A 24,650-nucleotide genomic window follows, 5' to 3' on the forward strand; every position below is an offset into this window, starting at 1 on the left:
CTTGCGTCAGACTTTGAACTTGCCCACCAGGTTGTTGAAGGAAATCGCCAGACGCGACAGTTCCTGGCTTGAAGCACTGGTCTGATTGGCACCTGCGGCGGTCTGGGCGGAGAGATCCTGAATGTTGACCAGGTTGCGATCAACCTCACGCGCAACGTGGGACTGCTCTTCAGAGGCCGTCGCTATCAGCATGTTGCGGTCGTTGATCTCGGCGACGCTCTGCGCAATGCGCTCCAGCGACTGCCCTGTGGCTTGAGCCAGGGTTTGCGTGTTGCTGGCCAAGGTGCGGCTGTTGCCCATGGCCCGCACGGCCTGATCGGCACTGGCCTGGACACTGCCGATCATGGTTTCGATTTCGCCGGTGGACGCCTGGGTTCGAGCGGCCAGCGCCCGCACTTCGTCTGCCACCACCGCAAAGCCGCGACCTTGCTCACCTGCACGCGCAGCCTCGATGGCGGCGTTGAGGGCCAGCAAATTGGTCTGCTCGGCGATCCCACGGATCACGTCCAGTACCTGCCCGATCTCACGGACGCGCCCGGCGAGCTCTTCGACCATGGTGGTCGAACTGCTGATCTCGGCACTGACGGTATTGATCGCATTCACGGCATCGCGGGCCTGATCACGACCGGCAGCCGCGTCGGTGCTGGTCTGTCGGGACGCTTCCGACGTCGAAATGGCATTACGCGCGACCTCTTCGACCGCAGCGGTCATCTCGTTCACCGCCGTAGCGGCCTGCTGAATCTCATCGTTCTGACGTATCAGACCGCGACTGCTTTCTTCAGTCACGGCATTCAGCTCTTCAGCAGCCGAGGCCAACTGGTCGGCAGCGCTGGATATTTGCCCGATCGTGCTTTTCAGGTTGTCCTGCATATCGCTCAGGGCAACCAGCATCATGCCAGCTTCGTCGTGATACTGGCTGACAATCGGCAGGGTCAGGTCACCGCTTGCAATTCGCCGGGCATTGGTCACCGCAGTGTTGATTGGCGTGCTGATGGCACGACTTATGAACAGGCCCATCACAAACGCGGCAAAGAATGACAAACCTATGCCGATGTACAGATTTCGTTGCGCAGCGTCCTGTGTCTGGTCGGACGCTACAGCGGCCTCGCCCGCCTGACGATTATTGGAATTGACGATGGTGCTCAGCTCATCCATGACCTTCAGGTAACCGCTGCGTACATCACCGTCGATGATCGCTCTTGCCCCTGCAATATCCCCGGACAGGGCAACACCTTTGGCTTGCTCGATGAGTGCCTGATAGCCAGGCCAGTCTCTGTCCATCTGATCACCGGCAGCGCGCTCGTCATCGTCAAGCGGCGTAGCCCGGTAGGTGGCGTAGCTTTTTTCAGCCTGAGTCCTGTTAACGGTCATGCTCGCGAGAATATCGTCCTTGACGCTTTGTGGCGCATTGCCTGCCATGGCAGCCAATAAACGATAGAGATCACGGTTCTGAGCAATGACCGAGGCCTTGACCTCGCCTGTTTTTGTAACCGACAGCAGGCTGTTGGTAAACACGTTATCAAGGCTGACGGACAAGGCACTGATGCCGCGACTGCCTATTACGCCCACCCCAAGGGTGAAAAGCGCGCACAGCGCAAAAGCCATAAAAAGCTTGGCGGACAGCTTTGCGTTGTAAAACCATTTCATAGCGGAACCCTCATGAGCAAATATGGCATAACGCCATAAAACCTTATGGAATTCTGATGCCCTCTGCATAGGTGTATATCGGCATTTTCAGCGCACTCTGCAGGCGGTTAACAAAGTCTTCATATGAGCACGGTTGAGCCGGGCGTTTCGCGTTGCCTGCACTGTCCGGAAACATGCAGTCACGTGGCGTAACAAGAACTTTCCAGGCCTGTTGCGTTACCATCCCGGCCTGTGTCCCCCAGAGCCGTGAGTCAGGATGTCCGCTTCTTCCATCGAACCATTCACTTCGCTGCCGTCCATCCTTGCCGGCCCGTTGTTGCGCCGTCAGGAAGCTGACCGCCTGGTGTTGTGGCTGGTGGGGTCTCGTCCGTTGCGCCTGACAATGCGCCTGCGTCATGCCGCTACTGATGACCCCACTGCGGGCTTCAACGATTACGTACTCGACGACAGTCAATGTCAGGTCATCGCAATTGGGCGCCATGCGTTCATTCACCTGATCGACCTGCAACTGGACGCCGAACTGCCCCGTGACACCTGGATCGATTACGACCTGCTGGTGGACGGCGAAGGCGGTATTGCCGAATGGGCGCCGCACCTGCTGTACGAGGGTCACCGTTACCCGAACTTCGTGGTGCGCAGCAGCATCGATCATCTGCTGCATGGCTCGTGCCGCAAGCCGCACCACAGCGCGGCCGAAGGTCTGCTCTGCGTGGACCGCCTGCTGGCCGACATCCAGGAGCCGCTGCAACGTCCTGCGCTGTTGATGATGAGCGGCGATCAGATCTACGCCGACGATGTCGCCGGACCGATGCTGCGCGCCATCCATGTATTGATCGAACGGCTGGGGTTGTTCGACGAGCGACTTGACGGTGCCATCGTCGATGACAGCCCTCGTCTTTATGCGCATCCGGCCAGCTATTACCAGCGTGCCGACCTGTTGCCGGCCCTGAAAAGCAACGACACACTGCGCGAGCGCTTCTTCGGCGGCACCAGTAAGCCGGTATTCACCAGCAGCACAGCGGATAACCATCTGGTCACCCTGGCGGAAGTCATGGCGATGTACCTGCTGGTGTGGTCACCGACGCCCTGGACCCTGATCGAACCCGGCAGGCCCCAACTGGAAGACGGGGAAGTCGAGCGCTACGCCAGGGAGCAGCATCTGGTCGAGGTGTTTACCGAGGGCCTGGGCGGCGTAGCACGGGCGATGGCGCATCTGCCGTGCATGATGATTTTCGATGACCACGACATCACCGATGACTGGAACCTGTCGGCGAACTGGGAGCAAACGGCGTACGGCCATCCATTCTCCAAACGCATCATCGGTAACGCCCTGCTTGCCTATCTGCTGTGTCAGGGCTGGGGCAATAACCCGGATGCGCTCAACGGGCTGGTCAAACAGGCTCATGCCCTGAGCAGCGAGGCCGTGTCCAACGACAACTGGCTGGACAGCCAGGCCCAGGACCAGTTGATTGATCAGTTGTTGAAGTTTCAGCAATGGCATTACGTGCTACCGACCAGCCCGGCGCTGGTGGTACTGGATACCCGCACCCGACGCTGGCGCAGCGAGTCGAACTTCAATCACCCGTCCGGGCTGCTCGACTGGGAAGCGCTCAGTGAGCTGCAACAGGAGCTGATCGACCATAAATCGGCGATTATCGTCTCACCTGCCCCCGTTTTCGGTGTCAAGTTGATCGAGGCAATACAACGTATCTTCAGCTGGTGTGGCTATCCGTTGCTGGTCGATGCGGAGAACTGGATGGCGCACCGTGGTGCTGCCAACGTGATTCTGAACATCTTTCGCCACTCCAGAACCCCGGGCAATTATGTGATCCTGTCGGGCGATGTGCATTACTCGTTCGTCTACGAAATCCTGATCCGCCAGCGCAGCGGCGGGCCTCACATCTGGCAAATCACCAGCAGTGGCATCAAGAATGAATTCCCCCGTCGTCTACTCGACACTTTTGATCGGCTGAATCGCTGGTTATACTCTCCCCGCTCACCTCTTAACTGGTTCACCAAGCGCCGCCTGATGAAGGTTGTTCCGCGCACGCCCGAGCACAGCAAGGCCGGTGAACGCTTATGGAACTCGGCGGGTGTCGGGCAGGTACTGTTCAATGAACAGGGCCAGCCGACCCTGATCAACCAACTCAATGCCAACGGTGACGCGCCTACCTGTTTCGTCGAACCGGAAGAATACAGAGACCAGCGATCAGACGAAGAGCGTGGCTTTCTGGAAAACAACCGGGAAACAAGGGATAGTCACCGCTAAACTTATCGGCAATTGCCGGGTCGATAGTTGCTACCGGTCAGGTTGCGGCACACCCTGGCAAGCATTACTTCCTGGAGAGCGCCCCCGTGATAACCAATCAACGCATAGCCAGACTCAACGCATGGGGGGCGCATGGCTTCACCGCCACCGGCGTAGTCCTTGCGTTCCTGGCGACCATTGCCTTGTTCAACAACGAACCCAAAGCCTGCCTGTTGTGGCTGGGCGCGGCCCTGATCGTGGATGGAGTCGACGGCTCACTGGCTCGCAAGGTCAACACCACGTCGGTACTGCCGCACTTCGACGGCTCAGTGCTGGATCTGGTCATCGACTACCTGACCTACGTGTTCATCCCGGCACTGTTCATCTACCGCTATATACCGGTGCCGGATTACACGCTGCTGCTGAGCATCTCGGTCATTCTGGTTTCGTCGCTGTTCTGTTTCTGCAACGTCGACATGAAAAGCAAGGACAACTACTTTCAGGGCTTCCCCGCCGCCTGGAACGTCGTTGCACTGTGCCTCTACATTCTGTCACCGGCGCCATGGCTGACGTTCATCACCATCATCGCCCTGGCGCTGCTGACCATGACCCGCATGAAGTTCCTGCACCCGTTCCGCGTGCGCCGCTTCATGCCGCTCAATATCGCGGTGACCACCGTATGGTTGCTGTCCAGCGCACTGCTGATCATCAACCATCCGCACAACGGCCCGGTGGTCATGGGGCTGTGGCTGGCAATGTCGGCGTATTTCCTGGGGATTTGTATCTGGAGAACGTCGCTGGAGTGGCTCGGTCGGCTTAAAGCCTGACCCTCAAGCCAGACCAAAAAGCTCGCTGAACGCATTGCGCGTCAGCGAGCTTTTTTATGCGCGTCCTATTTGCTCTCGGCCTGCATCTCGGCAGCAGGCCGGACCTTGCCGAAGTGATGCGTTGTGTAGCAGCACAGCCCCAACCCGCCGAGGGCCAGCAGGCCGCCGACGATGCCGACATTGGCAACCCCGAGATGGCTGCTGACCACGCTGCCAAGCAGCGCGCCGCCGCCGATACCGATATTGAAGATGCCCGAGAACAGCGCCATCGCCACATCGGTCGCATCGGGTGCCAGCGACAGCACGCGCGCCTGCAAGGTCAGGCCGAAGCACATGATCGCCATGCCCCAGATAATGGTCAGCGTGCCGAGCGTCGTGGCATCACCGGAGAGCGGCAACAGCATCAGCAGGCACAGGGTCAGCGTCCCAATGGCGGTGATCAACAGCCCGTTCGGGAAGCGGTCGCTGAACAGGCTGAAGATGATCGAGCCCATGATCCCGGCACCGCCAAAGACCAGCAGCAGAATTGTGGTCATTTCGCCGCTGAGCTGTGACACGGTCTGGGTGAACGGTTCGATGTAGCTGTAGGCGGTGAAATGAGCGGTCACCACAATGGCGGTAAGCAGATAGATCGCCATCAGCCGCGGGCGCTTGAACAGGATCGGCAGGCTGCGCAACGAACCGGAGTTCTGACTGGGCAGTAAAGGCAGCGCGCGGACCAGCAGGAAGACAACCAGCGCAGCGATGCCGGCGATGCCCAGAAAGGTGGTCCGCCAGCCCAGGGCTTCACCCAGCACGCGGCCCAGCGGAATACCCAATACCATCGCCAACGACGTACCGGTCGCCAGCAGGCCCAGCGCCTGAACCTGCTTGCCGGGCGGTGCGATGCGTACGGCCAGCGACGCCGTAACCGACCAGAACACCGCATGTGCAAACGCGATACCGACCCGGCTCACCAGCAGGATCGCAAAGCTGGGGGCGATCGCAGATAGGACGTGGCTGACCACAAACAGGCCGAACACGAACATCAGCAGCTTGCGGCGCTCGATGTTGCGCGTCGCCAGCATCATCGGCAACGACATCAGCGACACGACCCAGGCATAGATCGTGAGCATCAGCCCGACCTGGGCCGGGGTCATCTCGAAGCTCTGACCGATGTTACTCAGCAGACCGATCGGCACGAACTCGGTGGTATTGAAAATGAAGGCCGCCAAGGCCAGCGCGAATACGCCAAGCCAGCTACCTGCCTGCTCGTTTGGAGGTGAAGTTATCAAGAATCACAACGCCCTGAAAATGTTCCGACCCGAAGGCCGACCGCCACGCGTGCACACGCACGCCTGACACCTGTATGGAAAACCGCGGCTCGCTCCCCTGAAAAACCAACGCAAAAACGCTCCGCTCGACCTTAAGGATCGGGCGCAGTGTGCAGAGTGGATTATTGTGGATATGGGGAGTGAAGCCAGATGACACGAATTCTACGGACCGCCAGAGTGGATCACAACCCGTGTGCACATAACCGACTTTGCAATTGACCGCCGGTCGTCAGCCGTCAAGGAAGCGCTGCCGGTGCTCGGGCGACGGCAACAGGCAGTGATCATAGCGCCCGAACAGGCGATATCGGTTGAGCGCGATACGGTTGTAGGCCCAGTCGCGTAGAAAGCGCGGAAAAATCCCCAGCACTTTGAGCAGCGGCCACGGTGCGGGCAACAGCCCCATGATGTGCAGAAAGGCGTCCGAGCGCACGAAGACCCGATTGTTGACGATAACCGCGATGGTATGAAAATCGTCGAGCGGCAGCCCGGCCCATTTCAGCAACGCCTGCCCTTGCTCCGACTGCACGGCGGCCAAGCGCAGACGCCGGTGCGGATCATGGCGAATCAGAAACTTCACCACGCCATTGCACAGCTTGCAGACGCCATCGAACAGCACGACACATTCATCAGGTTTCAGATACGGGGCGGGAGTGTTCGGCACGGTATTCACCTGTTCAGGAAAAACAGCCCTGGCGCGCCCGGAAACATGAACGCCCCGCCAATCAAAGGACCGGCGAGGCGTTCAGGCTAAAGCCATTACCCGGCAGAATCAAACCTTGCGGACGAACTCCGACTTCAGTTTCATCGCGCCGATGCCGTCGATCTTGCAATCGATGTCATGGTCGCCATCGACCAGGCGGATGTTCTTGACCTTGGTACCGACCTTGACCACCAGCGAAGAGCCTTTGACTTTCAAGTCCTTGATCACCGTGATGGTGTCGCCGTCCTGCAGCACATTGCCCGTTGAGTCCTTGATGACTTTCACGTCATCGGACGCATCGGCGCCAACGGCGTCGGCAGACCATTCATGGGCGCATTCCGGGCAGATCAGCAGGCTGCCGTCTTCGTAGGTGTATTCGGAATTGCATTTCGGGCAGGACGGTAAGCTCACAATGGTTCTCGCATCGAGGAGGGGTAAAACCATGCATTATAAAGGGCTTTTCCTGTTTCAGGTGGGAAGAGACTGATCTGCCGTCATAAACCTGCCTCCGTCATTGGACAGAAGCGAAGACCTGAACTAAAAAATACAGCACTCTCTGTCCGGCAACGCCTCTTCGTCCTCTCCCTACACGACCCCTGCGCCTCGCGTTGGCGGTAGCTATTGCAGCGTGCATTTACCGTCTCTTGCCACTTACTGCATCGAGCACATCACATGGGCATCCCTCATAACCCGGCACTCGGCTATCGACCCGAGATCGATGGTCTGCGCGCGCTCGCGGTCATTCCGGTCATTCTGTTCCACGCGGGCTTGCCGCTGTTCAGCGGCGGATTCGTGGGCGTCGATATCTTCTTCGTGATCTCCGGCTATCTGATCACTTCGATCATCATCGCGGAGAAGATCAGAGGCCGGTTCTCGCTGATCAACTTTTACGAACGACGCGCGCGGCGCATCCTGCCTGCGCTGTTCGTGATGATGCTGATCTGCCTGCCTGTCGCGTGGTTGACGCTCGATCCATCTGACCTGAAGTACTTTGCCAAGAGTCTGGTGGCGGTGCCGACTTTTTCATCCAACGTGCTGTTCTGGCTGGAAAGCGGCTATTTCGACGCCACGGCAGAACTCAAACCGTTGTTGCACACCTGGACGCTCGCGGTGGAAGAACAGTACTACCTGTTCTTCCCGCTGCTCTTGATGCTGGCCTGGGGCCTGGGCCGCAAGTGGCTGATCGTGCTACTGATAGTCGCTGCCCTGGCCAGCCTGGCGCTGGCGCAACTGGGCGCCCATCAAGCCACCAGCAACGCGTTTTATCTGCTGCCGGCACGTGCCTGGGAATTGCTGGCGGGCTCGTTCATCGCCTTCTACTTTGCCTGGCGACCGCGCAGCATCGGGCGCGCGAGCGTTGTCGATCAGGCGGCGACTTTACTGGGGATTTTGCTGATCGGTTATGCCGTGGTCGGTTTCGACAGCAGCACGCCCTTCCCCGGCCTCAATGCGCTGGTACCGGTACTGGGTGCGGTGTTGATCATCGTCTTCGCCCATGGCAAGACCTGGGTGGGGAGCGCGCTGAGTTCACGTGCGCCCGTCGCGATCGGCATGCTCAGCTACAGCGCTTACCTGTGGCATCAGCCCGTCTTTGCCTTTGCCCGCCAGTACAACCTGAATGAGCCAGGCCTGCCACTCATGCTGGCGCTTACCCTTGTGTCTCTGGCACTGGCCTGGCTGAGCTGGCGTTTCGTCGAGCAGCCGTTTCGCAAGGCCGGCACCTTCAATCGCCGTCAGATTTTCACTACGGCAGGCGCTGCCTCGACGCTGTTTATCACGCTGGGGCTGGTTGGCTATGTGAATAACGGCTTTCCCCAGCGCTTCGCTGTCGACCCGGAGCTGCATCAAGCATTCGCCGACCCGTTGATACGCGACAAATGCGACCAGCCTCTGGACGGCAAGAGCGGCAACGTCGATTTTTGCCTGTTCGGCCTTGCTGACAAGGAGGCAGTACCGGACATGGCGCTGTTCGGCGACAGCCATTCCGAAGCGCTGTTATCGACGTTCGACGCCGCCGCTCGGGATCAGGGCAGGACCCTCGCGCACATCGGCCTGGGCGGCTGCCTGCCCTTGCTCGGCGTGGACGTGGCTAACGGCAACTACGCTGCCGGGGTCTGCGAAGCGCTGGCCGATCGGGAATTCGAGTACGTGAAGCGGCAGCGGATCAAAAAGGTCGTGCTGGTGGCGCGCTGGACGCTGTATACCGGCGACGATTACAGCGAGAGGACGATGAGCACGTATTTCCTGACCTCGCGCGCCGATCCGGAGAAAAGTCGCGAAACCTCGCGCAGGGTATTCAGCCAGGCCCTTGAACACACGATCGAGGCCTACCGCAGTATCGGCGCCGAGGTGTTCATCATCGCGCAGGTGCCGCAGCAAATGATCAACCCTGAAAGTCTCTACTATCGCTTGGCGCGGGACGCTTCGGAAGACGATGCGCAAGCCTTGCAGCGGGTCAGCGAACTGTCGGTGCCGGTGGAAAAACACGACCTGTTGCAGCGTTTCACCCGCCAGTTGTTCCTGCGTGCCAGCCAGTCAAAACACATCAGCCTGATCACGCTGGATGACGCCTTCTGCAAGGACAGGCAATGCCTGATCGGCGACCTGCATTCGTACTACAAGGACTTCAACCACCTCAACGCCAGAGGTGCGGGGCTGCTTGCCGGCCAGATCAGCCATATTCTTGACCAGTGACAGGGTTTTATCAGGCGGCATTGTCTGTAATGCTGATGCCTGCCCAGCCTCCGAGGACCACCGCATGACCGCCGCCAGCTTCACCCCCTTCGAGGACCTGGCCAACCTGCTGATACCCCACACCCACGCAGAGAAAATCGACGACTCGCACGATGTCTCGCACTTGCTGCGTGTCTGGAAGAACGTCTGCGCCATTCGTGACCGTGAAGGCGGCGATGCCCGTGTGCTGATTGCGGCAACGCTGCTGCATGACTGCGTTTCGGTCGAGAAAGACTCGCCGTTTCGCGCCAGCGCATCGCGACTGGCGGCGGCGCGGGCCAGCGAATTGTTGACCGAGATGGGGTGGGATGAGCAGAGCATCGCCTCCGTCGCCCACGCCATCGAAGCGCACAGTTTCTCGGCGGCGATCACGCCCTTGACCCTCGAGGCCAGAATACTGCAGGACGCCGACCGTCTGGACTCGCTGGGCATGATCGGTGTGGCCCGCACCTTCTACGTGTCAGGGCGCCTCGGCAGAGCGCTCTACGACCCGAATGATCCGTATGCCAGCCAGCGCCCCTATGACGACCTGAATTTCGCCGTCGACCACTTCCACACCAAGCTGCTGCAACTGGCTGACGGTTTTCAGACCGCTACCGGCGCACAACTGGCGAAAGCCCGGCACCACCGGGTCAAGCGCTTTCTGGATGAACTGATGGAGGAAATTGCTCCCCCGCAGCCATGAGTCATTGGCTGCACATCCATCATTCAGCAGATGTCATAAAGACATCACACAATTGCCCTATAAACGGCTCTCCGAGAAGGTCCGCGTGTTTATAGGGGTTGTGTGCCGTGAAAAGATTGATGCCTCGTTTCCTACGCCGGCAAGCCACAACGACAACACTCTTGCGCCGCTTCAAAATCACCCTGCGCCTGGTCATCTGCTTTGCCATAACCTCCCTGTTGATGGTCGCGCTTGGCGCGTTCTGCCTGTTGCAGATGCAAGCGATCCGCACACAGGGCGAGGCAGTCGAGAGCGGCGCCCTGCCCAGTATCGCCACCGCCGATGCCATCGCCATCGGCCTGGTCAAGCTGCGCAGCGAAACCACCCGTCTGATCGCCAACGCCGACGATCCGGGCGCCGTCATCAACAGCAAGATCAATGTCGAGCAACTCAGGAACGAGGTCGAGAAAGGCTTCTCGGAATACCTGGCGCGTGTCCAGTCGGGCACTGAGCATGACTCGATTGTCGCGTTGCAGGATGCCTACAAGGCCTTCATGCCCGGTTTGCAGGATCAGATCGCGCTGATCGAGCAGAACAAGCTGGACGAGGCAAGGATGCTGGCCAACACCATGCTCTCGCTGCAAGGCGACCTGATGGACATGCAGGTGCAGCTGTTGCGGGAGCTGAACAAACAGAGTGCGTCCGCCGCCGTAGAGGCCGCAGGTGCCAGCTACGAGCAAACGCGGATCATTGCGCTGAGCGCCATTGGCCTGGTTCTGGCACTGACCCTGTTGTTGGCCTGGCGCCTGAGCGTCAGCATCATCCACCCGGTGCGGCAGGCTTTACACATCGCCAGCACCATTGCCGATGGCGACCTGAGCGAGCACCCGATACCGGACGGCAAGGACGAGACCGCGCAATTGCTGATCACCCTCGGGCGCATGCGCACCAACCTGCACAGTACGATCGACCAGATCTACGCAGCGGCGACGCAGTTGTCGCAGTCGGTTCAGGAGATGGGCAGCATCGCCGAAGCCAGTGCGCTCAATCTGCAATTGCAGAACACTGAAATCGAACAGGCCGCTGTCGCGGTCAATCAGATGAGTCAGGCGGCCATCGAGGTGGCAGGCAACGCCAGCAATACCGTGACCGAATCGGAGGCGTCGACCCGGGCGGCAGCACAAGGGCAGGACAAGCTCTCGGCAACCATTCTGTCGATCAAGGAGCTGACCGAAAATGTGCTGGACTCGTCGCATCAGGCGCAAGGGCTGGCCGAACGCACCCAGAGCATCAGCAGCATCCTCGATGTGATTCGCGCAATTGCCAATCAGACCAATTTACTGGCGCTGAACGCGGCTATCGAAGCGGCTCGTGCAGGCGAAGCCGGGCGTGGTTTTGCCGTGGTGGCCGATGAAGTCCGCTCACTGGCGCAACGCACCAGTGCATCCACCGCGGAAATCGAAGGGCTGATCAGCGGCGTGCAGCAAAGCACCCAGCAAACCGCCAGCTCGCTGCGCCACACGGCGACGCAGGCCAACCTGACGATGGAACAGGCCGCCTCGACCGGCGAAGCCCTGCAAGTGATCATTCATTCAACCGCCACCATCAACGACCGCAACCTGCTGATTGCCAGTGCCGCAGAACAGCAGGCCCAGGTGGCGACTGAAGTGGACCGCAACCTCAGCAGTATTCGCGAGCTGTCCAGCCAGACCGCTTCAGGCGCGCAGCAGACCACCGTCGCGAGTAACGCACTGTCGATGCTGGCGAATGATCTGAACCTGATGGTGCAGCGTTTCGTGTTGTGATGGGTTGAAACTCGCCAGCCAGCCTGCAACAAGAGGCTGGCTGGCGAACAACGGCTATCAGTCCTGCGGACGCAGGCGGTACTGCGGCGGCAGTTGCTCGAAGCCGCTGATGGTTACGTCGAGGCTTTTCCAGCGGCCATCCTTGATGCCGTAGATGCAGCCATGCACAGACAGGCTCTGCCCACGGTGCCAGGCGTTCTGCACAATGCTGGTGTGACCGACGTTGGCCACTTGCTGAATCACATTCAATTCACAAAGGCGGTCGACGCGCTCTTCCTCGGTCGGCAGCTTGGCCAGCAACTCGCGGTTTTCGTAATACAGGTCACGAATCGTGCGCAACCAGCCGTCGATCAGGCCGAACTGGCGGTCCTGCATGGACGCACGCACGCCGCCGCAACCGTAGTGGCCTGTGACCAGAATGTGTTTGACCTTCAACACGTCCACTGCGTACTGAATCACTGACAGGCAGTTAAGGTCGGTGTGCAGTACGACGTTGGCCACGTTGCGGTGAACGAACAGATCACCCGGCAGCATGCCGACGATTTCGTTGGCCGGCACGCGTGCGTCGGAGCAACCGATCCACAGGAACTCAGGGGTTTGCTGGCGGGCCAGTTTGGCGAAGAACTCAGGGTCTTCCTGCTTTATCGCATCGGCCCAGCGTGCATTGTTATCAATCAGGTCTTGTAGCTCGTTCATGCTTTGACGCCTCGATCTCGATAATGATGCCCAGCCTTGGACTGGTGTCCGATCCTTCAAGTCACGCTGTGATGCCACGCGTTACGAATGCCTGTCGTCAACAAAAAGGAATCTTCAAAGTCATGGTCGGTCCACTTTTTACGACCACCTGAAATGAGGATTTCTCATGAACGATTCACGCCGCCCGTTTGGTGCTACCGAACCGGAACCTATCGACGATAACGAAGACCGCATGGGCTCCATGGAAACACTCGATTTCGACGAGGAAGAACCGGGCCGTATCGGCGATCTTATCCCTGAAGGCGAGCTGCAACATGAAATTCCGGATCAGCGAGTGCGCGAAGCAGGCCTCACGGGGGCTTCCACCGATGACCATCATTCGACCGACGATGATCTGTCTCCGGAAACCCTGATCCATGAAGACGGCGCCCGCTCACCGAACGAGCCAGGCGAAGACCTCCCGGCCGACCTGGATGTTACGGTCGTCGATGAAGATGACATTGGCGGTGGCAACGGCCTGGACGAAGAAGAACTGGCACTCATCGACCCGCTGGACGGCAACCAGCGCTGATCCGGACACTCAGTCCAGCAGCGTGCAGGCCATGACCACTGCGTCTTCACGGCCGCCGTCGGATGCCGGGTAGTAGTCACGACGCCGGCCTATCTCGTTGAAACCGTAGTTTTCATACAGACGATAGGCTGGGCGGTTGCTGTCACGCAGCTCCAGAAAGCATTCTCGTGCATTGAGCTGGTAAGCGCGCTTCATCAGGTGGTCGAGCAGTAACAGGCCAAGACCCCGCCCCTGATTTTCAGGTTTGACCGTAATGTTGAGCAGGTGCGCTTCGTCGATGATGACCTGAATGACGCCGTGTCCGACCTGCTGCGCGCCCTCGAACATCAACCAGATCTCATAGGACTTGAGCCCGTCGAGAAAGATGCCGCGTGTCCAGGGATGACTGAACGCCGCGTATTCGATTTTCAGCACCGCGTCCATGTCGGCTTCGGTCATGCGGCGGAAGGTTACGGCATCACTCATCGATCGATTTCCAGCGCGTCATCAGCCGACGCATGGCTTTCCAGACATCCGCCTTGCGCTCAGGCTCGTCCATCAGTAATTCAAGACCTGGCAGCGCCCAGGCCGTACCCAGACCTTCAATCTGCAGTTCACGGTGGTAAGACTCGGCATCGGCTTCACCGGCATACTTCATCGACGGCAGACCGATCAGCCACAGGCAGGCACAAGGCTCGTCCTCGAGCCGCGCGCCGACGAAGCCCTGCACGAAATCACGCGCGGCCTCCGGGCCCTGGTCCATCTGGCCGCGGACCAGCAACGGCCAGCGCACGGGCTCGCCGATGATCTGCGGGCTGTCGGGCAGACCGGCGGCGCGCAGCATGTCCTTGAGCAGCAGGTAGGAAGGATCACGGCTCTGAAACGGCTGACCCGTGGTGAGTTCGACCAGTAACAGGCAGCGTCCGGCGCGCAACAATTGCAGGGCAAAGCGCGGTGGCGGTACCACCGGCGCCTTGGGCGGCGCCGGCTCGGCCTCTTCGGCGGCCGGGGTGGCTGTTCGCGTGCTGGCCAATGAAGGGCGAGGCACCTCGACCCTCGGGCGCTCGGGCTGGCGGGCAACCGGCTCGACATTCGACGTTTCGGCAGGCGCAGCGTGCTCCGCTGGCGAAGCAGCAGGCGCGACACGTTGCACCTCGACCGGCGGCGGCAACGGCACAAGCAGTTGTGGACGCGACGGCGCGGCGAATGGCAGTTCTGTGCGCGGCAGCCAGTTGACCACCTGCATGGCAGTCAAATAAGCGCGGCGACGGGACTCGTTGAGCAAGGGTCAGCCACCTGTGGATAAGTTAAGCGCGCAATTCTAGCGTTGTTCGCCTTTTTGCGCTGCAGCATATCGCCCGCAGGTGAAATATCAGTCGGCTGATGCAGTACAATTGCCGCTTTTCACTTGCCAACAGTCGGCCTAACGATGATCGAACCCAAGCGCGTTCTGCGCGCCCTTGCCGAGCACTGGGCGCTCCTTGAGCCCTTATGCGAACATTTCGACCAGGGTACGTTGAGCCTGAGCGAGCTGCGCCTGCAACTGGGCGCTCAGCAGCAGGACAGCACTCCGCAAGACATCACCAATCTGCTGGACGTGTGGATCCGTCTGGACATTCTGGTGCCCGTCGCGAAAAGCCCGAACCGTTTCGAGCTCAACGCACAGATCCATGACTTCCTGTCGTACCTGCGCCGCGAGCACCGTCTGGGCCTGTGCCTGGAAATCGAAGCCTACCTGCGCCACCTGGAGCGACTGGCCGGCTACATTCAAGACGCGTTCGAGGTTCGCGACGCCAACGACCTGGCCAGACAGCTGCGCCTGCTGGACATGCGCGTGCGCGACGTACTCAAGAAGCTCGCCAACGACGAACAGGCGCTGGTCGCCGTGGCCGACCGGGCCAAGACCAGTGACCGGCAGATCCCGTTGCGCCAGCGTTATGCCGAAGTGCTGGCGACGTGGGACGAATACGTCGAGCCGATGATTCAACTGGTCAACGCAGACGGTGCGTTCGAACAGGGCGTACGCAAGGTCGAGAACGTCCTGCTGCGCCTGCTGACCGAGCAACAACGTCTCGGTCATCTGGTCGACGACGACATGCTGCTGCGTACCCATGCGCGCATTCTGGAAATGCAGACCAGTGCCCAGCTGACCTTGCGCCATGCACGCGAACTGCTGCTGCCACTGCGTGAGGAAGCGCGGCGCCATAACGCGGTGACCCGCGGCGCGGCGCTGGCCTTGTCTGCCATTCGCCGCAAAGGGCTGGATGCAGTGCCTCAGGCTGCCATGCCGATGTTCACCCGTCCGCAAAGCACATTCCTGGGCAGTGCCAGCCAGGTCGAGGCCTACGTGTATGCCCTGGCGCGCTTTGAACCCAAACCCGCGAGATTCCCCAAGGCCAGCGGCACCCGCAAGGGCCAGGCGCCACGCGCACCGCGTACGGTCAAGGAGATGCTCGAACGCTGTGAAGACGCCTTGCCGATGCCTGACCTGATGGTCTGGTTACTGGAGCAGGAGCCGACCGGCGAGACCGACGAGCTGCTCTACTGGTTCTCGCGCCTGTCGCGGGACAAGCGCTTCGCCCGTGAACGCCTCGAGCGTCGCGAATATTTCACCCGGGAGCACCGCGTCAGCCTGCGCTCCTTTGCCCTGCTCGCTGCAAAAGACGAGCAGGCCGAGCATTCCGAGAGCACCGTTCATGCATCTTGATCTATCCGAAATGTCCCAGCTCGCGCCGATCTTTCGCGAGCTGTTCAAGGGCTATCACATCAGCCGCCGCGACCCGGAGCTGTACGCCCAGCTCTCCAATTGCCAGGACCAGTACCGCACGCTGTTCAAGGCACTGGGCTTCGAACTGGTCTGCGATACGCGTGGCTTTTATTATTTCGTGCCTGAACTGGCTGCTGCGCAGGTCAACAAGACCGCCCAGCGCCTGGCGCTGTTCACCTTCATCCTCGTTGAACATCTGGCAGATCAGGGCCGTGACCCCATGTCGGTGCTCGACGGTGGCAGCCTGGGCCGCGACGAGCTGCCTTCGATGCTGGAAAAGTACCGCGACCTGTTTCTCCAGGCTGAAGTACAGACCCCGGAAGAGCTCGAAGAAAAGATCATGCGCCGCATGACGCAGTTGGGCTTTGCCAGTGAGGAAGTGGGTATCTACCGCTTCCTGCCGCCGATGCACCGTTTTCTCGATGTGTGCCTGTCGGTGCAACAGGACCGCGATCTGGCCGCCAGCCTGCATAGCGCCCTGCCCCTGCCGACGCCTGTGCTCATCGATGACGACAGCGACGAGAAGCTGCTGGAAACCGATGACCCGCTGGACCTGGCTGAATTCGGCGAAGAGACCGAGGAAGAGGCGCTGGCCCGGGCAATCGCCGATGAGCAACGACAGGAGATGGACACATGAGCCAGGAACGTTATGGCATCCGCCGCTTTGCCCTGTTGAACACTGCCGGTTACAGCCTTGGCCTGTTCCCGCTGGAAAATCCGCTGTCGGTATACGGCGCGAACAACCTCGGTAAAAGCGCCTCGATCAACGCCCTGCAATTCCCGATTCTGGCGCGCATGTCGGACATGAGCTTCGGCAAGTACAGTCTGGAACAATCGCGGCGCTTCTACTTCGCCTCCGACACCAGCTACATTCTGGTGGAAGTTTCCCTGCCTCACGGCCCGCATGTCATCGGCGTCGTGGGTCGCGGTCCGGGCGGCGGCTTCGGCCACCAGTTCTTCGCCTATGCCGGCGAGCTGGATCTGGGTCATTACCAGAAGAACGACACCTGCCTGCGTCAGAAAGAGCTGTTCAGCAACCTGGAAAGCCAAGGCCTGAAAGCCTACGAGCTCAAGCCTGACGAACTGCGCCGTCTGCTGGTCGGCGGGCACACGTCGATTCCGCTGGACCTGACCTTGATCCCGCTGCGCTCCACCAGCGAGCAGAGCCTCAAGACCTTCCGCGCACTGTTCATCAACCTGCTGCACATGCGTGAAATCACCGCCGCCAAACTCAAGCAGCTGTTTCTGGATGCTTTCGAGCACAGCCTGCGTTCGGGCAGCGTCGACTATATTGCCGCCTGTGAAGAAGCCTTCCGCGATGTGCGGCGTATGGAACAGGACTACAACTCGCTGGTGCTGGCGGGTCCCCTGGTCGAGGCGCTGGCCGCTGGCGTCAAGCAGCGCGATGTGTTGCGCGGCAAGCTGCATCGTCTGTCACCGATCCTCGATTCACTGCTCGGCACCTGGTCGGATTACTCCGGTGCGCGCAAGGAAGAGCTGGTCATTCAGGCCGAGCATTACCGTGCCCAGCAGGATGAGATGCAGAACGATCAGCGCAGCAGCACTCAGGAACTGATGCGCCTGGAGCGCGAGATCAGCAGCATCCAGCGTTGGGTCGGCGAGCTGTCGGTACTGAAAAACCGTTTTGCGCTGGTCGATGACGTCAAGGTGCTGGAGCAACAGCTGCTCGCCGCCAAGGACGCTCACGATGAGCTGGCCGGTGCGCTGGCCCAGTCCCGGCAGTTCAGCGCCGAAGACCTGGACGAGCGTCTGCGTGATCTGGAAAAACGCCTCAAGTCGGTCAAGCAGCAGCTTGATCATGCGGACAACAACAGCTATGCCCGTCTGCGTGAAGAGTTTTCCCAGCCGGACGTAGAACGTCTGATGCGTCTGTTCAACAGCGCGCTGTTCAGCCTGCCGTTGGGTGAGCAAGGCATTGCGCTGGATGATGGCGATGCGTGGGTCAAATCGCTGGAGACCATTCTGGACGGCTTCAAGGGCGATCAGTTCGCGGTACCGGGGCTGACGATCAACCTGTCGAGCATCGAGCCTCCTGCCCTGCAGGCGCTGGCCGATCGTGCCGCGTTGCGCGATCAGAAAGAGCGACTGGAGAAAGAACTCAAACAACTGAAAACCCAGCAGGCTGTCGCCGCCGACCGTTCGGCGAGCAAGACCCAGACCGAAGCGCTGTATCAGCAGGTGCTGGATGCTCAAAAGGCGCTTGAAGACTTCCGCCGTTGCCAGACCTTGAGCGCGGAGGAATCCACCAAACTGGAAGAACTGGCGCAGATGGAAGCCGCTCAGGATGAACTGAAACGCTCCAGCGACGCGTTCACCGAGCGCGTTCAGCAACTGTCCGCCAAGCTGCAATTGATCGCACGTCAGATCGGCGATATGGAATCCAAGCAACGTACGCTGGACGATGCGCTACGTCGCCGTCAGTTGCTGCCTGCGGATCTGCCATTCGGCACACCGTTCATGGACCCGATCGACGATTCCATGGATAACCTGTTGCCGCTGCTCAACGACTACCAGGACAGCTGGCAGGGTCTGTTGCGCAGCGATGGACAGATCGAGGCGCTGTACGCACAGGTTCGCCTCAAGGGTGTGGCCAAGTTCGACAGCGAGGACGACATGGAGCGTCGCCTGCAGCTATTGATCAATGCCTACGCGCACCGTACCGACGAAGCACTTACGCTGGGCAAGGCTCGTCGCGCTGCGGTGACGGATATCGCACGTACCCTGCGCAATATCCGTAGCGACTATGACAGCCTTGAGCATCAACTGGCGCTGTTCAACCGCGAGATCAACAAGCGTCAGGTCTCGAACCTGGCAAGCTTCCGTATTGTGCTCGCCCCTAACAAGGAAGCGCTCAAGCACATCGATCAGATCATCCACAGCGCCGGGCAGTACGAAGAAGGCGAGACGCTGTCGGTCTTCGACCTGAGCCAGAGCGCAGAGCAGGACAACAAGAACGAAGAAGCCAAGGAATATCTGGCCCGGCTTGTGGCTGCCAACCACAACCAGTTGGGCTTGAAGGACCTGTTCGAGCTGGCATTCGAAATCACCAAGGTCAACGGTCAGCCGGTTATCCACACCGATATCGATGGCGCGGCCTCCAATGGCACCACGATGACCATCAAGGCACTGACTAACATGTACCTGCTGTTGCACTTGATGGATCGCGACCAGGCCGGTCGGGTGCGTTTGCCTTACTACCTCGACGAAGCCGCAGACATCGACGAGAAGAATCAGGCAGCCCTGCTGGAAACCAGCCTGCAACTAGGCTTCGTTCCAATTCTGGCCAGTGTGAAGCCACAGGTCTCGGCTCACGTTGCCATCGACCTGGAAGGCGGCAGCGGACCCAACGGCATCTACATTGATGAAGCGGACTGGAAATACATTCAGCGTCGTGACGATGTGAAACCAGAAGTTCCTGAACTGGCCTCGTAAGCGCTGTAAGTTGTCGTTAGAAGGCCGCATGAGAATGCGGCCTTTTTTATTGTCTTTGAATTGGGTGAGGCGCTGTTGCAGGCCTCCGGCGGACAGACTCTTTATTCATCGAATTCATAATGAGGTACAGCGAACACGCATACGATTACACCAGGCAAGCTTGGAGTGACCCCATGAGAACGATATTGCTGACGGTCTTGCTGGTCGTTGCTGCAACAGCGCATGCAACTGACTACTACGTGGCCCCCAATGGCGATGATCACGCTGCGGGTACCAAAGGTGCACCGTTGCGCACCATCATGCGCGCGCAGCAAGCCGCAAAAGCCGGCGACACGGTGTACTTTCGCGGCGGCGTCTATACCTACACAGCAGGCGTCAACCGCTGCGCTACCCGTACAGACACCGTGAATGCCATCACCCTGAACAACAGCGGCAGCGAAAACAAACCCATACGCTACTGGGCCTATCCGGGCGAAACACCGGTTTTCGATTTCTCGGCCATGAAAGACGATTGTCGCGTCAAAGGCTTCAACGTTACCGGTAGTTGGTTACACCTGAAGGGGCTGGAGGTGAAAGGCGTGCCGCAACAGCCGGAAAACCATCTCAACCACGAGTCCTGGGGGATCTGGAACAGCGGCAGCCACAATACCTTCGAGCAACTCAATCTGCATCACAATATGGGACCCGGCCTGTTCATTCAGAACGGCGGTTATAACCTGGTGCTGAATACCGACTCTCACCACAACTACGATCCTTACACCTCAAACGGCGCAGGTCAGAGTGCAGACGGCTTCGGTGCACATATCAAGGCAGGCCATCCAGGTAATGTATTCCGCGGTTGCAGAGCGTGGGCCAATTCCGACGACGGCTTTGACCTGATCAATGCCTTTTCGCCAGTGACCATCGAGAGCTCGTGGGCATGGCAGCAGGGTTACCTGCCTGGCACGCGCACAAAACTTGAAGCAGGCAATGGTAATGGCATCAAAGCCGGCGGCTACGGAGGCAAGTATGTGCCTGACGGCGTGAAGCATATCGTCCGTAATTCCGTTGCCTTTGACAATAAGTCCGCTGGTTTCTATGCCAATCACCACACCCTGGCACTGGACTTCATCAACAACACGGCTTTTTCAAATGGCGTGAACTACAACATGGCAGGTATCGCCCCGGATGGTTCGCTGATCCCTCTCGGCAACCTGTCCAACAACATCGCTTACAAGGGACGCTTGACCGTCAACACCGAAGGACTGGATATGGCACACAACTCATGGACGTTGCCAACGTCGATAACCGACGCAGACTTTGAGGATGTCTCGGATACGGGGTGGGATGCGCCACGTCAGCCGGACGGAAGCCTGCCGGTGCTGCGCAGCTTCCACCTGCGAGCGGGCAGCAGACTGGCAGGGATGGGGGCGTTTCACTAAACCTTGGGGGTATCTGGCGCCAATGCGGCTGCATTGCAATGAGATGAGCCAGATAGAGAATGCAGAGGTTTCTGGAACCCCAGACAAACAAAAACCCTCAACGCGTAAGCGATGAGGGTTTCTGGAATTTAATCTTGACGATGACCTACTCTCACATGGGGAAACCCCACACTACCATCGGCGATACATCGTTTCACTACTGAGTTCGGGATGGGATCAGGTGGTTCCAATGTTCTATGGTCGTCAAGAAATTCGGGTACCGAATCGTGCCCTGCGGCGCGCTTCAGCAAATCGGGTATGTGATAGCAAGCTGTTTCAGGTGTCGTTCGTGACGCAAACTTTCGGTTCGTGTCATCTTCACAGTCACCGCAATCTGGTCGTTCGACGCAAATTGCTTGGGTGTTATATGGTCAAGCCTCACGGGCAATTAGTATTGGTTAGCTCAACGCCTCACAGCGCTTACACACCCAACCTATCAACGTCGTAGTCTTCGACGGCCCTTTAGGGAACTCAAGGTTCCAGTGAGATCTCATCTTGAGGCAAGTTTCCCGCTTAGATGCTTTCAGCGGTTATCTTTTCCGAACATAGCTACCCGGCAATGCCACTGGCGTGACAACCGGAACACCAGAGGTTCGTCCACTCCGGTCCTCTCGTACTAGGAGCAGCCCCTCTCAAATCTCAAACGTCCACGGCAGATAGGGACCGAACTGTCTCACGACGTTCTAAACCCAGCTCGCGTACCACTTTAAATGGCGAACAGCCATACCCTTGGGACCGGCTTCAGCCCCAGGATGTGATGAGCCGACATCGAGGTGCCAAACACCGCCGTCGATATGAACTCTTGGGCGGTATCAGCCTGTTATCCCCGGAGTACCTTTTATCCGTTGAGCGATGGCCCTTCCATACAGAACCACCGGATCACTAAGACCTACTTTCGTACCTGCTCGACGTGTCTGTCTCGCAGTCAAGCGCGCTTTTGCCTTTATACTCTACGACCGATTTCCGACCGGTCTGAGCGCACCTTCGTACTCCTCCGTTACTCTTTAGGAGGAGACCGCCCCAGTCAAACTACCCACCATACACTGTCCTCGATCCGGATAACGGACCTGAGTTAGAACCTCAAAGTTGCCAGGGTGGTATTTCAAGGTTGGCTCCACGCAGACTGGCGTCCACGCTTCAAAGCCTCCCACCTATCCTACACAAGCAAATTCAAAGTCCAGTGCAAAGCTATAGTAAAGGTTCACGGGGTCTTTCCGTCTAGCCGCGGATACACTGCATCTTCACAGCGATTTCAATTTCACTGAGTCTCGGGTGGAGACAGCGCCGCCATCGTTACGCCATTCGTGCAGGTCGGAACTTACCCGACAAGGAATTTCGCTACCTTAGGACCGTTATAGTTACGGCCGCCGTTTACCGGGGCTTCGATCAAGAGCTTCGCTTGCGCTAACCCCATCAATTAACCTTCCGGCACCGGGCAGGCGTCACACCCTATACGTCCACTTTCGTGTTTGCAGAGTGCTGTGTTTTTAATAAACAGTCGCAGCGGCCTGGTATCTTCGACCGGCAGGGGCTTACGCAGTAAATGCTTCACCTCCACCGGCGCACCTTCTCCCGAAGTTACGGTGCCATTTTGCCTAGTTCCTTCACCCGAGTTCTCTCAAGCGCCTTGGTATTCTCTACCCAACCACCTGTGTCGGTTTGGGGTACGGTTCCTGGTTACCTGAAGCTTAGAAGCTTTTCTTGGAAGCATGGCATCAACCACTTCGTGTTCTAAAAGAACACTCGTCATCAGCTCTCGGCCTTAAGATCCCGGATTTACCTAAGATCTCAGCCTACCACCTTAAACCTGGACAACCAACGCCAGGCTGGCCTAGCCTTCTCCGTCCCTCCATCGCAATAACCAGAAGTACAGGAATATTAACCTGTTTTCCATCGACTACGCTTTTCAGCCTCGCCTTAGGGACCGACTAACCCTGCGTCGATTAACGTTGCGCAGGAAACCTTGGTCTTTCGGCGTGGGTGTTTTTCACACCCATTGTCGTTACTCATGTCAGCATTCGCACTTCTGATACCTCCAGCAAGCTTCTCAACTCACCTTCACAGGCTTACAGAACGCTCCTCTACCGCATCATCAAAAGATGATACCCGTAGCTTCGGTGCATGGTTTGAGCCCCGTTACATCTTCCGCGCAGGCCGACTCGACTAGTGAGCTATTACGCTTTCTTTAAAGGGTGGCTGCTTCTAAGCCAACCTCCTAGCTGTCTAAGCCTTCCCACATCGTTTCCCACTTAACCATGACTTTGGGACCTTAGCTGACGGTCTGGGTTGTTTCCCTTTTCACGACGGACGTTAGCACCCGCCGTGTGTCTCCCATGCTCGGCACTTGTAGGTATTCGGAGTTTGCATCGGTTTGGTAAGTCGGGATGACCCCCTAGCCGAAACAGTGCTCTACCCCCTACAGTGATACATGAGGCGCTACCTAAATAGCTTTCGAGGAGAACCAGCTATCTCCGAGCTTGATTAGCCTTTCACTCCGATCCACAGGTCATCCGCTAACTTTTCAACGGTAGTCGGTTCGGTCCTCCAGTTAGTGTTACCCAACCTTCAACCTGCCCATGGATAGATCGCCCGGTTTCGGGTCTATTCCCAGCGACTAGACGCCCTATTAAGACTCGCTTTCGCTACGCCTCCCCTATTCGGTTAAGCTCGCCACTGAAAATAAGTCGCTGACCCATTATACAAAAGGTACGCAGTCACCCAACAAGTGGGCTCCCACTGCTTGTACGCATACGGTTTCAGGATCTATTTCACTCCGCTCTCCGCGGTTCTTTTCGCCTTTCCCTCACGGTACTGGTTCACTATCGGTCAGTCAGTAGTATTTAGCCTTGGAGGATGGTCCCCCCATATTCAGACAAGGTTTCTCGTGCCCCGTCCTACTCGATTTCATTGCAAAGGGATTTTCGCGTACAGGGCTATCACCCACTATGGCCGTCCTTTCCAGAACGTTCCGCTAATCTCAATACAACTTAAGGGCTGGTCCCCGTTCGCTCGCCACTACTAAGGGAATCTCGGTTGATTTCTTTTCCTCAGGGTACTTAGATGTTTCAGTTCCCCTGGTTCGCCTCTTGCACCTATGTATTCAGTACAAGATAACCATCTTATGATGGCTGGGTTCCCCCATTCAGACATCTCCGGATCACAGTCTGTTTGCCGACTCCCCGAAGCTTTTCGCAGGCTACCACGTCTTTCATCGCCTCTGACTGCCAAGGCATCCACCGTATGCGCTTCTTCACTTGACCATATAACCCCAAGCAATCTGGTTATACTGTGAAGACGACATTCGCCGAAAGTTTGCATTTCACAAACTTTACCTTAGCCCGGACACGCACCAGTGAAAGAGGTGCCCGGTCTATATTTCTTTCTATCACATACCCAAATTTTTAAAGAACGATCTAATCAAAGACTAGAAATCAACATTCAGGCACTGATCATCAAGATCAATGGAATGCTCATTTCTAAGCTTTCAAACAGAAGCAGTAAGTGGTGGAGCCAAGCGGGATCGAACCGCTGACCTCCTGCGTGCAAGGCAGGCGCTCTCCCAGCTGAGCTATGGCCCCGTATTTCTACATACCGTGGAGGCGTCTCTCTGACCAGCTATCTCACCAGTAAACTGGTGGGTCTGGGCAGATTCGAACTGCCGACCTCACCCTTATCAGGGGTGCGCTCTAACCAACTGAGCTACAGACCCGAACTCGGGCGCTGCTTCTAATCGTCTTCTTCAATGAATCAAGCAATTCGTGTGGGTGCTTATGGTGCAGCTGAGTCG

The 24,650-nt window shown here is 58.4% G+C and carries 17 protein-coding genes, 2 tRNA genes and 2 rRNA genes; 10 read left to right on the plus strand and 11 right to left on the minus strand.

Annotation, left to right across the window (positions count from 1 at the left end):
* Positions 1-6 precede the first annotated feature (6 nt).
* On the minus strand, positions 7-1,647 hold the full coding sequence (locus tag JOE34_RS01910) for a methyl-accepting chemotaxis protein (RefSeq protein ID WP_209995071.1): 1,641 nt from the start codon (positions 1,645-1,647) through the stop codon (positions 7-9).
* 256 nt (positions 1,648-1,903) lie between these two features.
* Between JOE34_RS01910 and JOE34_RS01915 the strand changes: the two genes are divergently transcribed.
* Together JOE34_RS01915 and pcsA are read left to right on the plus strand one after the other, a co-directional pair.
* The gene (locus tag JOE34_RS01915; RefSeq protein WP_046267086.1) at positions 1,904-3,916 is read left to right on the plus strand and encodes an alkaline phosphatase D family protein; all 2,013 of its coding nucleotides are present in this window, start codon (positions 1,904-1,906) and stop codon (positions 3,914-3,916) included.
* An 86-nt stretch (positions 3,917-4,002) separates the two neighbouring features.
* Positions 4,003-4,722 carry a phosphatidylcholine synthase gene (gene pcsA, locus JOE34_RS01920; RefSeq protein ID WP_003421621.1) on the plus strand — a complete coding sequence of 240 codons (720 nt, stop codon included), beginning with the start codon at positions 4,003-4,005 and terminating at the stop codon, positions 4,720-4,722.
* Between the two features lie 65 nt (positions 4,723-4,787).
* Here the strand turns inward: pcsA and JOE34_RS01925 are convergent, their stop codons facing one another.
* The 3 genes from JOE34_RS01925 to JOE34_RS01935 form a co-directional block, all read right to left on the minus strand.
* Positions 4,788-5,996: a sugar transporter gene (locus JOE34_RS01925; RefSeq protein WP_004419231.1), complete on the minus strand. Its 1,209-nt coding sequence runs from the start codon at positions 5,994-5,996 to the stop codon at positions 4,788-4,790.
* A 268-nt stretch (positions 5,997-6,264) separates the two neighbouring features.
* Positions 6,265-6,696 (minus strand): thiol-disulfide oxidoreductase DCC family protein, encoded by a 432-nt coding sequence (locus tag JOE34_RS01930; protein ID WP_003414902.1) that lies wholly within the window; start codon positions 6,694-6,696, stop codon positions 6,265-6,267.
* A 108-nt stretch (positions 6,697-6,804) separates the two neighbouring features.
* On the minus strand, positions 6,805-7,149 hold the full coding sequence (locus JOE34_RS01935; protein ID WP_032623634.1) for a zinc ribbon domain-containing protein YjdM: 345 nt from the start codon (positions 7,147-7,149) through the stop codon (positions 6,805-6,807).
* 258 nt (positions 7,150-7,407) lie between these two features.
* Here JOE34_RS01935 and JOE34_RS01940 point away from each other — a divergent pair, with 258 nt between their 5' ends.
* The 3 genes from JOE34_RS01940 to JOE34_RS01950 all read left to right on the plus strand — a co-directional run bounded on the left by JOE34_RS01940 (position 7,408) and on the right by JOE34_RS01950 (position 11,937).
* Positions 7,408-9,429: an acyltransferase family protein gene (locus JOE34_RS01940; protein ID WP_046267085.1), complete on the plus strand. Its 2,022-nt coding sequence runs from the start codon at positions 7,408-7,410 to the stop codon at positions 9,427-9,429.
* 64 nt (positions 9,430-9,493) lie between these two features.
* Positions 9,494-10,153, plus strand: coding sequence for an HD domain-containing protein (locus JOE34_RS01945; protein ID WP_003391228.1), 660 nt, complete (start codon positions 9,494-9,496; stop codon positions 10,151-10,153).
* A gap of 119 nt (positions 10,154-10,272) precedes the next feature.
* Positions 10,273-11,937 carry a methyl-accepting chemotaxis protein gene (locus JOE34_RS01950; RefSeq protein ID WP_065088317.1) on the plus strand — a complete coding sequence of 555 codons (1,665 nt, stop codon included), beginning with the start codon at positions 10,273-10,275 and terminating at the stop codon, positions 11,935-11,937.
* A gap of 57 nt (positions 11,938-11,994) precedes the next feature.
* Here the strand turns inward: JOE34_RS01950 and can are convergent, their stop codons facing one another.
* Positions 11,995-12,633, minus strand: a complete 639-nt coding sequence (gene can, locus JOE34_RS01955) for a carbonate dehydratase (RefSeq protein ID WP_003345939.1) — start codon at positions 12,631-12,633, stop codon at positions 11,995-11,997.
* Positions 12,634-12,799: 166 nt separating this feature from the next.
* Between can and JOE34_RS01960 the strand changes: the two genes are divergently transcribed.
* Positions 12,800-13,204 carry a hypothetical protein gene (locus JOE34_RS01960; protein ID WP_003345936.1) on the plus strand — a complete coding sequence of 135 codons (405 nt, stop codon included), beginning with the start codon at positions 12,800-12,802 and terminating at the stop codon, positions 13,202-13,204.
* 9 nt (positions 13,205-13,213) lie between these two features.
* On the opposite strand, the gene rimI is transcribed toward JOE34_RS01960, so the two are convergent.
* Both rimI and JOE34_RS01970 read right to left on the minus strand, forming a co-directional pair.
* Positions 13,214-13,669 carry a ribosomal protein S18-alanine N-acetyltransferase gene (rimI, locus tag JOE34_RS01965; protein ID WP_003345934.1) on the minus strand — a complete coding sequence of 152 codons (456 nt, stop codon included), beginning with the start codon at positions 13,667-13,669 and terminating at the stop codon, positions 13,214-13,216.
* Positions 13,662-14,468, minus strand: a complete 807-nt coding sequence (locus JOE34_RS01970; protein WP_003391221.1) for a hypothetical protein — start codon at positions 14,466-14,468, stop codon at positions 13,662-13,664. Before JOE34_RS01970 ends, rimI begins: the two co-directional genes overlap by 8 nt.
* Before the next feature lie 144 nt (positions 14,469-14,612).
* On the opposite strand from JOE34_RS01970, the gene mksB reads away from it, so the two are divergent.
* From mksB to JOE34_RS01990, 4 genes are all read left to right on the plus strand, one after another.
* Positions 14,613-15,890, plus strand: a complete 1,278-nt coding sequence (gene mksB, locus JOE34_RS01975; RefSeq protein ID WP_003404706.1) for an Mks condensin complex protein MksB — start codon at positions 14,613-14,615, stop codon at positions 15,888-15,890.
* Positions 15,880-16,587: an Mks condensin complex protein MksE gene (gene mksE, locus JOE34_RS01980; RefSeq protein WP_003319438.1), complete on the plus strand. Its 708-nt coding sequence runs from the start codon at positions 15,880-15,882 to the stop codon at positions 16,585-16,587. Before mksB ends, mksE begins: the two co-directional genes overlap by 11 nt.
* Entirely contained in the window at positions 16,584-19,403 is a 2,820-nt protein-coding gene (gene mksF / locus JOE34_RS01985; RefSeq protein ID WP_003391215.1) for an Mks condensin complex protein MksF, read from the plus strand. The genes mksE and mksF overlap by 4 nt, the downstream gene beginning before the upstream one ends.
* 173 nt (positions 19,404-19,576) lie before the next feature.
* Positions 19,577-20,824 (plus strand): right-handed parallel beta-helix repeat-containing protein, encoded by a 1,248-nt coding sequence (locus tag JOE34_RS01990; protein WP_046267082.1) that lies wholly within the window; start codon positions 19,577-19,579, stop codon positions 20,822-20,824.
* A 132-nt stretch (positions 20,825-20,956) separates the two neighbouring features.
* Here the strand turns inward: JOE34_RS01990 and rrf are convergent.
* From rrf to JOE34_RS02010, 4 genes are all read right to left on the minus strand, one after another.
* A 5S ribosomal RNA gene (rrf, locus tag JOE34_RS01995) occupies positions 20,957-21,072 on the minus strand.
* Between the two features lie 158 nt (positions 21,073-21,230).
* A 23S ribosomal RNA gene (locus tag JOE34_RS02000) occupies positions 21,231-24,123 on the minus strand.
* Positions 24,124-24,365: 242 nt separating this feature from the next.
* Positions 24,366-24,441 (minus strand) — tRNA-Ala (locus JOE34_RS02005).
* A gap of 54 nt (positions 24,442-24,495) precedes the next feature.
* Positions 24,496-24,572: transfer RNA gene (locus tag JOE34_RS02010), tRNA-Ile, on the minus strand.
* Positions 24,573-24,650: the final 78 nt, after the last annotated feature.

The sequence above is a fragment of the Pseudomonas sp. PvP028 genome (assembly GCF_017832255.1).
Classification (GTDB): Bacteria; Pseudomonadota; Gammaproteobacteria; order Pseudomonadales; family Pseudomonadaceae; genus Aquipseudomonas; species Aquipseudomonas syringae.

Excerpts from the sequence above, each read along its gene's own strand:
- JOE34_RS01910 (WP_209995071.1), bottom strand. The coding sequence starts at position 1,647 with ATGAAATGGTTTTACAACGCAAAGCTGTCCGCCAAGCTTTTTATGGCT.
- JOE34_RS01915 (WP_046267086.1), top strand. The coding sequence starts at position 1,904 with ATGTCCGCTTCTTCCATCGAACCATTCACTTCGCTGCCGTCCATCCTT.
- JOE34_RS01940 (WP_046267085.1), top strand. The coding sequence starts at position 7,408 with ATGGGCATCCCTCATAACCCGGCACTCGGCTATCGACCCGAGATCGAT.
- JOE34_RS01945 (WP_003391228.1), top strand. The coding sequence starts at position 9,494 with ATGACCGCCGCCAGCTTCACCCCCTTCGAGGACCTGGCCAACCTGCTG.
- JOE34_RS01950 (WP_065088317.1), top strand. The coding sequence starts at position 10,273 with ATGCCTCGTTTCCTACGCCGGCAAGCCACAACGACAACACTCTTGCGC.
- can (WP_003345939.1), bottom strand. The coding sequence starts at position 12,633 with ATGAACGAGCTACAAGACCTGATTGATAACAATGCACGCTGGGCCGAT.
- JOE34_RS01960 (WP_003345936.1), top strand. The coding sequence starts at position 12,800 with ATGAACGATTCACGCCGCCCGTTTGGTGCTACCGAACCGGAACCTATC.
- rimI (WP_003345934.1), bottom strand. The coding sequence starts at position 13,669 with ATGAGTGATGCCGTAACCTTCCGCCGCATGACCGAAGCCGACATGGAC.
- mksB (WP_003404706.1), top strand. The coding sequence starts at position 14,613 with ATGATCGAACCCAAGCGCGTTCTGCGCGCCCTTGCCGAGCACTGGGCG.
- mksE (WP_003319438.1), top strand. The coding sequence starts at position 15,880 with ATGCATCTTGATCTATCCGAAATGTCCCAGCTCGCGCCGATCTTTCGC.
- mksF (WP_003391215.1), top strand. The coding sequence starts at position 16,584 with ATGAGCCAGGAACGTTATGGCATCCGCCGCTTTGCCCTGTTGAACACT.
- JOE34_RS01990 (WP_046267082.1), top strand. The coding sequence starts at position 19,577 with ATGAGAACGATATTGCTGACGGTCTTGCTGGTCGTTGCTGCAACAGCG.